The sequence below is a fragment of the Bacillus sp. m3-13 genome (assembly GCF_000175075.1).
Taxonomy (GTDB): domain Bacteria; phylum Bacillota; class Bacilli; order Bacillales; family Bacillaceae_I; genus Sutcliffiella_A; species Sutcliffiella_A horikoshii_C.
In genome coordinates, this window is sequence record NZ_ACPC01000048.1 from 1 (window position 1) to 10,803 (window position 10,803).

11 protein-coding genes and 1 riboswitch are annotated in these 10,803 nt (G+C 43.2%); all 11 genes read left to right on the top strand.

The window, feature by feature from the left end; all coding sequences use genetic code 11:
* On the top strand, nucleotides 1-209 hold a 209-nt coding region (locus M313_RS0119685; protein WP_010199343.1), incomplete at its 5' end, for a hypothetical protein.
* A gap of 88 nt (nucleotides 210-297) precedes the next feature.
* On the top strand, nucleotides 298-450 hold the full coding sequence (locus M313_RS25980; RefSeq protein WP_010199345.1) for a hypothetical protein: 153 nt from the start codon (nucleotides 298-300) through the stop codon (nucleotides 448-450).
* Between the two features lie 146 nt (nucleotides 451-596).
* Nucleotides 597-1,139 carry a SurA N-terminal domain-containing protein gene (locus tag M313_RS0119695; protein ID WP_010199346.1) on the top strand — a complete coding sequence of 181 codons (543 nt, stop codon included), beginning with the start codon at nucleotides 597-599 and terminating at the stop codon, nucleotides 1,137-1,139.
* A gap of 281 nt (nucleotides 1,140-1,420) precedes the next feature.
* A riboswitch (cobalamin riboswitch) is annotated at nucleotides 1,421-1,608 on the top strand.
* A gap of 176 nt (nucleotides 1,609-1,784) precedes the next feature.
* Nucleotides 1,785-2,333, top strand: a complete 549-nt coding sequence (locus tag M313_RS0119700; protein WP_010199347.1) for a cob(I)yrinic acid a,c-diamide adenosyltransferase — start codon at nucleotides 1,785-1,787, stop codon at nucleotides 2,331-2,333.
* An 18-nt stretch (nucleotides 2,334-2,351) separates the two neighbouring features.
* Nucleotides 2,352-3,734: a cobyrinic acid a,c-diamide synthase CobB gene (locus M313_RS0119705; protein ID WP_010199348.1), complete on the top strand. Its 1,383-nt coding sequence runs from the start codon at nucleotides 2,352-2,354 to the stop codon at nucleotides 3,732-3,734.
* Complete coding sequence (locus tag M313_RS0119710; protein WP_010199350.1) at nucleotides 3,727-5,331, top strand: cobyric acid synthase; 1,605 nt, start codon at nucleotides 3,727-3,729, stop codon at nucleotides 5,329-5,331. Before M313_RS0119705 ends, M313_RS0119710 begins: the two co-directional genes overlap by 8 nt.
* Nucleotides 5,252-6,292: a nicotinate-nucleotide--dimethylbenzimidazole phosphoribosyltransferase gene (gene cobT / locus M313_RS0119715; RefSeq protein WP_010199352.1), complete on the top strand. Its 1,041-nt coding sequence runs from the start codon at nucleotides 5,252-5,254 to the stop codon at nucleotides 6,290-6,292. Before M313_RS0119710 ends, cobT begins: the two co-directional genes overlap by 80 nt.
* 37 nt (nucleotides 6,293-6,329) lie before the next feature.
* Entirely contained in the window at nucleotides 6,330-7,328 is a 999-nt protein-coding gene (locus M313_RS0119720; RefSeq protein WP_010199354.1) for an ABC transporter substrate-binding protein, read from the top strand.
* A complete protein-coding gene (locus M313_RS0119725; protein ID WP_010199356.1) occupies nucleotides 7,294-8,367 on the top strand; it encodes a FecCD family ABC transporter permease in 1,074 nt (357 codons plus the stop codon). Before M313_RS0119720 ends, M313_RS0119725 begins: the two co-directional genes overlap by 35 nt.
* Nucleotides 8,360-9,835, top strand: coding sequence for an adenosylcobinamide amidohydrolase (locus tag M313_RS0119730; protein ID WP_010199358.1), 1,476 nt, complete (start codon nucleotides 8,360-8,362; stop codon nucleotides 9,833-9,835). Before M313_RS0119725 ends, M313_RS0119730 begins: the two co-directional genes overlap by 8 nt.
* Nucleotides 9,832-10,800 carry an adenosylcobinamide-phosphate synthase CbiB gene (cbiB, locus tag M313_RS0119735; RefSeq protein ID WP_010199360.1) on the top strand — a complete coding sequence of 323 codons (969 nt, stop codon included), beginning with the start codon at nucleotides 9,832-9,834 and terminating at the stop codon, nucleotides 10,798-10,800. Before M313_RS0119730 ends, cbiB begins: the two co-directional genes overlap by 4 nt.
* Nucleotides 10,801-10,803 lie beyond the last annotated feature (3 nt).

The window sequence follows — 10,803 nt, forward strand, 5'->3', positions numbered from 1 at the left end:
CTAACTTTTTATCAGTACAACAGCATGATCAAGAGTTCTATATAGATAAAGAAATTCACCACGAGTTTTTCTATGTAAGCAATCATCCATTAAGTGATGTATTAGTAGGTCGTATATCAGTCACCGTTATGATGAGCGATGGAGAGGTTATAGGAGCGTTTTCCGTAAAAAATGGTAACGTGTATTCTTTACTCGGAGAAGAGAAATAAATGATTGTTCAACAATCTATGGCGATTGTTCAATAGCAAGAGTAACTGCACGATGATATAAAGTAAATTTGAAGAAGGAGGAGTTATATTGGTTGCCAGCATGATTATATTTGGAATAATAATATTGATTTTAGGGGTTTTAACACCTATTGGTTCGGGAACAACAATTCTCATTTCTGTAATTTTATTTGTTATGGCACTTGTATTATCGTTTAAAAAAAGAAAAGTTTTAAATACCTGATTGCTAAGCTATATAAGAGCGATTGCAGCACAATGGGTTGCTCCTTACATAGGAATTGGGCAGGATAAAGGAGGAACGAAACTTTGTTTAAGATTATTCGTAACTAATATTACTAAGTTGTGGTTTTGAAGAGAGGTGTAAAAATTATGTATAAAATCTTTTGTTCTATTATAGTTATATATTTAATTTTCTTATCAGGGTGCTCGAATTCACCCAAATATAATGATGAAGACGTTGCTGCGATAGTTAAAGGAGAAGATATAACAATTGGTGAATTACGGTTTTTGTATCCTGATGAAGAAATATTTAATATGTTGGACGGGACAATAAAAGCAAAATTAGTAATAGAAGAAGCGAAGAAAATGAATATCGATGTGTCAAAAGAAATAAATGAAACGATAAAGGCATTGGAGGATTATCCACCTGAAGATATAGATACAGAGGCTGCAAATTCAATTCGTAAGTTTGTTGAACCACAAGCTGCAAAACTTGGACTAGCACCAGAAGCGTATTACAAAAAGTACATGGAGATAACAACTGAAACGGTTGCTTATGTTAATGCCTATATACAAAAAGTATTAGGTGAACCAAGTGATGATTATGAAAAGTATGATGAACAAGCAAATAAGCACCTCAATGATTTAGTTGAAGAAAATAAAGATGAGATTAAAATACTAATTAGTAACTGATGGAATTGTTTCTTCAACAATCTAGGGGCAATTGGTGAAAAATACTTTCCCCTAAAAACATAAGCTGAGCCAGATGTAATAAGTTTTATCAAATGTAGAGGACACTGCATAATTGTTTATGCACCAGGTCGCAGTTGGTCTTATTTTATGGAGTTATTATACTTTTTCAAAAAGCCCAAAAATTTATTAAAGACATTTGAAAGAAAATAGGCTACAATAAATTCGTTGTTAATTTAAGCTCTTTTTATTAAAACAATAAATTACAATTTCATATTTTATTTGATACGATACAACATTTAGGTGCCTTTGTGAAGAAAGGTTAAAAGGGAAGCTGGTGAAAATCCAGCACGGACCCCGCCACTGTAAGCGTTGAATATTGCCGAAGATATCCACTGTGCAAAAGCATGGGAAGGGTCGGCAATGTGCTTGAAACGCAAGTCAGGAGACCTGCCTATTTGTTTTTAAGGATTCTGCGAGGAAAGAATGCTTAAAGTGACATTCATTTATTTTTATTCAGTTTTCACATTTATAAGCGATTCTTTGTAAGAGCTTTTAAGTGGCTGAATTGGATGGCCCTTTAAACGTCTTTTTGCTATTAGCAGAAAGGCGTTTTTTTATTGGAAAAAAAAACAGGAGGCATGTTCTATGAGTGGGAAAGCAAAACAAAAAGGATTGACACTGGTGTACACCGGAGATGGAAAAGGCAAAACAACTTCAGCGATTGGTCTGGCGGTTCGCGCGGTAGGCAGGGGGATGAAGGTGAAGATCTATCAGTTTATCAAATCACCTAATCGTACATACGGTGAACAGATTTCCCTGAGTAAATTAGGAGTCGAGATGGAGCAACTGGGGATTGGCTTCACGTGGACAAAGACTCCTGAAGAGCATCGTGAAGCACTTCGCATCGGTTGGCCAAAAGCGAAAGAAGCTGTCATGAGTGGGGATTATGACATAGTAGTGTTGGATGAACTGAATAACGCTTTATCGATTCAAGGTTTTCCGGTGGATGATGTTCTACCATTAACAGAGGTCTTGGAACTTATCAAGAACAAGCCTGATCACGTTCATCTTGTTATAACTGGAAGAAATGCATCCGAACAAGTTCAAGTTGCAGCAGATTTGGTCTCAGTCGTCCACGCGGAAAAGCATTATTACGATAAGGGGATCCCGGCAGTAAAAGGGGTGGAATTTTAAGAGGAAGGTGGGAAGGAAATGGGTAGAAGAAGAATTCTCATAGCAGGAACAGGGAGTGGGGTAGGTAAAACAACCATCACCATCGGCTTGATGGCTGCTATGAGGGAAAAAGGTCTTCATGTACAAGGATTTAAATGTGGTCCGGATTATATCGATACCTCTTACCACACGGCGGTGACAGGCAGGAAATCGAGGAATCTGGACAGTTGGATGCTTTCATCTGATTGTGTGAAAGAAGTATTGGTGCGGGGAAGTGAGGGTGCTGATATTTCCATCATAGAAGGGGTGATGGGCTTTTATGATGGGAAGGATCCCCTTTCAAATGAGGGAAGCAGTGCAGAAATTAGCATCCTCACCGGAAGTCCTGTCGTGCTTGTGGTGGATTGCTCCGGAATGGCTAGGAGTGCGGCTGCAATGGTCAAAGGGTATCAGATACTATCTGACCAAGTGAACATTGTTGGTGTAATCGCGAATAAAGTAGGAACCGAAGGACACTTTCACTTAGTAAAGGCTGCAGTTGAATCTGAGTGTCAGATTCCCGTACTCGGATATCTAACAAGAGAATCAGAAATTGAGATGCCTGAGAGACATTTAGGCCTTGTTCCATCTATTGAACGAGGAGAACTTGAAGGTTTTTTTCATGCTTTGGGTGAGCGTGTGGCAAACACGGTGGGTTTAGATCACTTATATGAGCTGGCGGAAGTAGCTTCAGAGCTTCCAATCATAAACAAACTATCCATTTTTTCTTCAAATCCAAATAAAAAAGTTCGAATAGCTGTGGCCTATGATGCTGCTTTCCATTTTTATTACGAAGAGAACTTGGAGCTTTTGCAAAACAGAGGGGCGGAGTTAGTCTATTTCTCTCCCTTGGAAAATGAAGTGGTCCCGAGTGATGTGGATGGTGTCTATCTTGGCGGAGGCTTCCCGGAGGAATTTGCACCAAGACTTTCAACTAATACCAAAAGCATGAATAGCATCTATCAGGCAGTTGTGAAAAGGGAAATTCCAACCTTTGCGGAATGTGGAGGCTATATGTATTTATGCAAGGAAATTGTGACTGCAGGAAGAGAGACTTATCCAATGGTAGGGATCATTCCTGGTATTGTGCATATGCAAACCAGGCTCGCTGCCCTTGGTTACAGGGAGATCAAAGGGCTAAACGGAAATTTTCTCTTGAAGGAGGGAGAGGTGGCAAGGGGGCATGAGTTTCACTATTCCACCTTTCATCAGGAATCAGAGCTACCCGCTGCCTTCGAAACAAAAGGAATGAGAGGAATAGGGACAGACGGCTATGTTACTAAAAACTTAATCGCTGGTTATACGCATATTCATTTTGGCTCCAATCCAAGGGTCGTGGAAAACTGGATTCAAAGATGTCTGGAGGTAAAACTGCATGTTTAAAGGGACGCCACTGATGATCCAAGGAACGCATTCCGATGCGGGAAAAAGCGCTGTCGTAACTGCATTGTGCCGGATATTTTCAAGAGAAGGTTATAAAACCGCACCGTTCAAATCGCAGAACATGGCGCTAAATTCCTATATTACGATGGATGGAAAGGAAATAGGCAGGGCACAGGGCGTTCAGGCGGAAGCAGCTGGTGTGGTGGCGACCACTGACATGAATCCTATTTTGATTAAGCCTACCGGCGACTATCAATCGCAAATTGTGGTGCATGGCAAACTATTTCAAAATATGAAGGCAGGTGAATATCGGCAAGAATTTTACGGAAAAGGTTTGCAACTCATAACAGAGAGCTATCTTCGCCTTCAAAGGGAATACGAGATTCTTGTGATAGAAGGTGCAGGGAGTCCTGCCGAAGTCAACCTCAATGATCGAGAGCTTGTGAATATGCGGATTGCCAGGTTGACCAATGCTCCAGTTATTCTGGTAGGTGATATAGAAAAGGGTGGCGTATTTGCAAGCCTTGTCGGTACTTTGCAACTCTTAGAAGAGGAGGACCGCAAAAGAGTCATAGGCGTTGTCATCAATAAATTCAGGGGAGATATAACCCTCCTCGAACCTGGGTTGGAATGGTTTGAAGCATACACCGGCATACCCGTATTAGGTGTGATTCCTTACGTAACTGGCTTACATATTGAAGCAGAGGACTCCGTAGTCCTTGATAGCTTTTCCAAAGATAAAGATGATACGAAAGACTTGGATATTGCAGTGATCCGCTTCCCGTATATCTCGAACTTTACTGATATGGACCCACTCTTTTCTGAGGAGGATTGCCATGTGAGGTATGTGCAAAAGGCGGAAGAACTCGGAAAACCGGACTTGGTCATTCTCCCAGGTAGCAAAAATACGTTAGGAGATCTGCAATTCTTACATGAAAGTGGTCTAGGGAACCTGATTCAGTCGCTGGCAGATCAAAGGACACAATTAATCGGGATTTGTGGGGGTTATCAAATGCTTGGTGAGGAAGTTGTGGATGAATATGAGGTGGAATCTTCGCTAAAAGTGATTTCCGGTCTTCATCTCATCCCCATGAAAACGCACCTGACAAAGGAGAAGAAAACGGTTCTTTCAGAGGGGATGGTGGAGGTTGAGGGAAAGCACTTGTCACTAAAAGGTTATGAAATCCACATGGGAGTAACTACCGTCCATGAAAGAGAAGATATCATGCATTTTGTTGTGTTAGCAGACCGAACAGATGGAGTTCAAATGGAAAATATAATCGGTACATACTTCCATGGTCTCTTTCATAATGACAGATTCAGAGAGGGACTGTTGAACACATTACGGCGGAAGAAAGGGCTGTCTCCGATTACAAACAGATCCTCTTTTGAGAGAAAAAGAGAAGAGTCTTTTGATAGATTGGCAGATGTTGTGAGCAGGCATCTTGCTATGGAAAAGATTAAGGAAAAGATGGTTGAATTTCAGAGGTTAAACAAAAAGAAAGTAGGGGAAGCGATTGGAGAAAGTGTTTGCAATAAATCCCATCAACCTGATGCAAGGTGCGAAGATGCAGGAATATGTAAACTCCTTGACTAAGCCTCAAGGAAGTTTAGGGGCTGTGGAGGAAATAGCCATCCAGCTTGCGCAGATTACAGGGAAGGATTTTCCAGAGGTGACACCTCCAGGAATCATTGTATTTGCTGCTGATCATGGAGTCGCTTCGGAGGGAGTGTCGGCATACCCTCAGGAAGTGACTGTGCAGATGGTTCACAATTTCCTTGATGGTGGAGCAGCCATAAATGTATTGGGGAAGCAAATCAAGGCAAAAGTTGAAATTGTCGACATAGGGGTGGCGGCAGATGTGGACAGGGTAGGACTTCATATGAAAAAAATCCGTCATGGGACCGCAAACTTCCTGAAGGGGGACGCCATGACTAGGGAGGAGACATGGCAGGCGATTGAAGTGGGAAGCGACATGGCAACAAGTGTCATCGAGAACGGGGCGAAATGTCTGATCATTGGGGAAATGGGAATTGGGAACACCACGAGCAGCAGTGCTATCCTTTCAGCCTTAAGCGGTTTGGGTGTAGAGGAGGTCATTGGGACTGGAACTGGAATAAGTGTTGACCAATTGAAAAGGAAACAACAAGTCATTCGTCAATCGCTCCAGGAACGGAATCCTGACCCAACCGATCCAATCGATACTCTATCAAAGGTAGGGGGACTTGAGATTGCCGGAATGGTTGGGGCCATTTTATCGGCAGCGGAACATAAAATCCCTGTACTTGTGGATGGTTTCATCAGCACCGTTGCTGCACTGATTGCGAAGAAACTATACCCTGAAGTAAATGGATACCTTTTCATCGGTCATCATTCCATGGAAGCAGGTCATAAGCATGCTATCATGCTACTAGATAAAAAGCCCATTTTGAATCTCGGTCTCCGGCTTGGGGAAGGATCTGGAGCGGCTCTTGCCTTTCCAATTCTAGAGGCAGCTACAAATATTGTTAAAGAGATGGCGACTTTTGAGTCGGCAGGGGTAGCAGAAAAAATCTAAAAATATCAACTAGAAAAAAGTAGAGGAAGAAAAAAAGATGGAACAAATAAAACAAAAATGGGGGATTATCGGTCTTGTTTTTATTTTAATCGTGGGAATTTTAACAGGATGTGGGTCAATCTCTAAGGAAACAAACGGAAATGTAAATGATGCAGCAATCGATGAAAATAAAAGCAGTGAGGAGCAATCACAGAACTCTGCCTTTCCTATCACCATAACGGACGATTCAGGTCAGGAAATCACCATTGAAAAAGAGCCTGAAAGCATCATCTCCATGCAACCTAGCAATACGGAAATTGCTTATGCGCTTGGTCTTGGAGACAAAATGATCGGTGTGTCCGATTATTGTAACTATCCAGCGGAAACCGCAGATGTGGAAAAGGTTGGCGGCCAGGACATGAATGCGGAAATGATTTTGACACTAATGCCTGATGTGATTTTTGTAACGGATTATCATCATCAGAACCATGATGCCATCCTCAAACAATATGAGGAAGCGGGAATAAGTGTCATAGTCATTGGCAGCGAGTCCTCGTTTGCGGATGTTTATGAAACGATCGAAATGATTGGAAAAGCAACGGGTACAACAGTAAAGGCGGAAGAATTGGTTGCCAATATGAAGGAACGACTACTCGCAGTGCAAGAAAAAGCCAAGCAAGTAACTGAAAAGAAAAAAGTCTGGGTGGAGGTTTCTCCTGCTCCGGATATTTTCACGACAGGTCAAGGGACATTCATGCATGAAATGCTGGAATCCATTCAAGCTGAAAATGCTGCCGGCAATCAGGAAGGCTGGGTAAAACTGACGGAAGAGGAAATTGTTCAGTTAAATCCAGATGTGATCATCACTACCTATGGCTATTATGTGGACAACCCAAAAGAGGGAGTCATGGCCCGGTCTGGGTGGGGGGAAGTTCCTGCGATCAAAGATGGAAATGTCCATGATGTGGACAGTGATACGGTAACAAGACCAGGACCTCGCTTGATTGAAGGGGTGGAGCACCTTGCGAAACTTATCTATCCGGAGATTTTTGAGTAATAGGCTATTTTGGTTATATCTTAGTAGCGGAGGGTTTGTAGTTGGTGCAGCCCTCCTTGGTTTATTGAACAGCAGTGTCTCCATCCCGATTCCAACCATCTTGCATATCTTGACGGAAAATACACTTGGGATGGGCTGGCTACCTGACATACCGAAGAATGAAGAAATGATCATTTGGAATATCCGCTTTCCTCGTGTGTTGCTTGCCATGTTTGTCGGCGCATCCCTTGCGCTTGCCGGCGCAGCTTTTCAGGGATTGTTAAGGAATCCCCTTGCTGATCCCTACACCATCGGGGTTTCCTCCGGAGCTGCATTGGGGGCAGTTGCCGTGCTTTTTTTCAATATTACCATCATCGGGCTGGGTAATTACACCCTTCCTGTTGTAGCTATTGTCAGTGGACTGCTATGCTTGCTCCTTGTGTTCGGACTAGTCAGGTTGAGCAGCCGGGGGCTGGCGATCGAAACCATCATCCTGGCGGGAATCATCATCAGCGCTTTTATCAGCTCCATCATTTCATTGATCATTGCCCTTGGTGATAAAGAAGCAATGACCCAAATCATTTATTGGCTATACGGAAGTGTGGGGATGAGAAGTTGGGGGCATGTACAACTTATTTTCCCGTTTATGTTGGCTGGTTCCATCCTTTTGTTTCTACATTATCGTGAATTGAATGCAATGGCGCTGGGGGAAGAAGCGGCAGACCATATCGGAGTAAATGTGAAACGAGGAAAAATACTCATCTTATTTGGTGCTTCTCTTCTGACAGGTTCCGCTGTTGCCGTGTCTGGGTCCATCGGGTTTGTGGGGCTTGTGATTCCTCATTTGGTGAGGCTATTGACTGGGCCGAATCATCGTCATGTGCTTCCTTTTTCTATGCTTATAGGCGGGGGGTTTCTGGTATTGGCAGATTTACTGGCAAGAACCATCATTGCACCAAAAGAACTGCCGATAGGTGTTATTACCGCTTTGATTGGTGCGCCAGTATTTGCTGGTCTTCTTATCAGAGAAAGGATTGGGAAGGGGAAAGGAAATGATTGAACTAAAGCTGCTTGTTGGTGGCTATCGACCGGAAAAGCCGATTATAAGAGGAGTGAATCTGACAATTAATAAAGGGGAATTCTTCGCGTTGCTTGGGCCGAACGGGAGTGGGAAGACCACCCTATTCAAACTTGTGACAGGACAGCTTCCGGTGGTAGATGGGGAACTGTTACTTTCAGGGAGGCAGCTCTCCTCCTTTACAAAGTTGGAAAAGGCTAAAAAAATCGCGGTGCTTACACAGGAACTACAGGTTTCATTTGATTATACTGTCGAAGAAATCATTAGTCTTGGACGGTACCCACACCAAAAAGGATTTCTTAAGAGCCTTACAAAAGAAGATAAGGAAATCATGCAGCAGGTGATGGATATTACCGGGGTGACCGTGCACAAAAATAAGCAGTTCCGCAAATTGAGCGGAGGAGAGAAGCAGCGGGTACTTCTTGCAAAATCCCTTGCTCAGGAACCGGAAATCCTCCTGTTGGATGAGCCGACCAACCATCTTGATATTAAGCACACCTTCCAGATGTTGGACCTTATCAAAGAATGGCAGCATACGAAAGGCTTAACTGTCTTTGCCATCCTGCATGATTTGAATGTGGCATCCTTGTATGCAGATCGTTTGGCACTTTTACATAATGGAAGGTTTCTGGAGGTGGGGGACTCCGACACACTCCGAAAAGAGGAACAACTTGAAAGAGTATATGATGTGCTAATCAAAGCAGGACCACATCCAGTTGTCCCTAAACCTCAACTTTTAATGACCCCAAACTTGGAAGTGAAGAATGAAGTTCATGGCTTGGCTAATCTCGTAGTTGACATGGATGAAAGATGCGTTCATGTCCAATCAAACAAGCCGTTACGAACCATCTCCAATGGAGTGATTGGCGAAGGGATCCAATGGCAGAAACATTTCTGCAACTTTCATGTAGATAAGGATTATTACTGTGATCATCCTCAAAAAGATATCCAAAAATGGTTGCGTCAAATGGAAATCCCGACTGAACAGTCAGTCGGGATGATGACGGCGGTCAATCTTTCGGATGTTGTGATAAGCAAGAAGGAAATCGAGGCAATGGAGTTCATGGCAGTGGTTACAGCAGGGGTTGGCAATGCGGTTGATATCACAAGTACGGAGCTGTGTCAGACGCCAGTGACTATTGGGACCATTAACATCATGCTTTTTGTTGAAGCACATTTAACGGATGGTGGGCTGGTCAATGCAATGATGTCAGCCACCGAGGCAAAAGTAAAGGCGCTCCATGATTTAAAGGTGCAAGATCCGAAGACCGGCACCATTGCAACAGGGACTTCCACCGATGCCATGGTTCTGGCTGTCACCCAACAAGGGGAAAAGACACCTTATGCTGGATCCGGAACCATTATAGGTAAAGGAATTGGACATCTTGTCTATGAAGGGGTAACAAAAGCCATACAGAAATACCAAAAAAGAATAGGTAAGAAAATATGATAGCTGATGTTTTCTATATAAGTATTTTTATTTTGGTTGCAGCCATAGTGTTGGATGTGCTCCTGGGCGATCCGCGCTGGTTGCCACATCCTGTGGTACAGATGGGGAAACTTATCTCCTTCTTGGAGAGGTCCTTGAACAAAGGGCGGAAGCGAAGATGGAAGGGCGTACTTCTAGCTTTAAGCGTGGTCCTCATTGTTTATTGCTTTGTATTCTTTATCGTAGCACTATCCTATAAGATGCATTTTTATGCAGGTGTGCTGATGGAGGTCTACTTTATATGGACAACCATCGCCATCAAGGGATTATCAGATGCAGGGAAAAGTGTCTTGATCCCGCTTCTATGTGGAAAGCTGAAAGAGGCTAGGATGGCCCTTAGCATGATTGTGGGGAGAGATACAGAGGACTTGTCAGAGAGTGAAGTTGTCAGGGGTACAGTGGAAACCATAGCAGAGAATACAGTAGACGGCATTACCGCCCCTTTGTTCTGGGCAATGCTTGGTGGAGCCCCTCTTGCCATGGCATACCGAGCCATCAATACCTTGGATTCAATGGTAGGGTATAAGAATGAAAGATTTCTGGATTTCGGGTGGGCCTCTGCCAGGCTGGATGATGTTGCTAACTTTATCCCGGCCAGATTGACAGCTTTGTCCATCTGGATATCTTCTATTTTTATCAAAGGATCTAATGGAAAAGCCGGTTGGACCATTACCATGCGGGATGCAAGGAAACACCCCAGCCCCAATAGCGGATGGCCGGAAGCGATGACGGCAGGGTTAATGGGGATCCAGCTAGGTGGTGTGAATTATTATAAAGGGATTAAATCTAACAGGAAAACGATGGGGGATTTTCATAGAAAGCTAGTGGCAGATGATATCCCAAAATCCATTTTATACATGCATGGTGGTTGGGGCGTATTTCTAGGACTAGAAATTCTATTACTATTTTTACTGGGACAGAAATGAGGG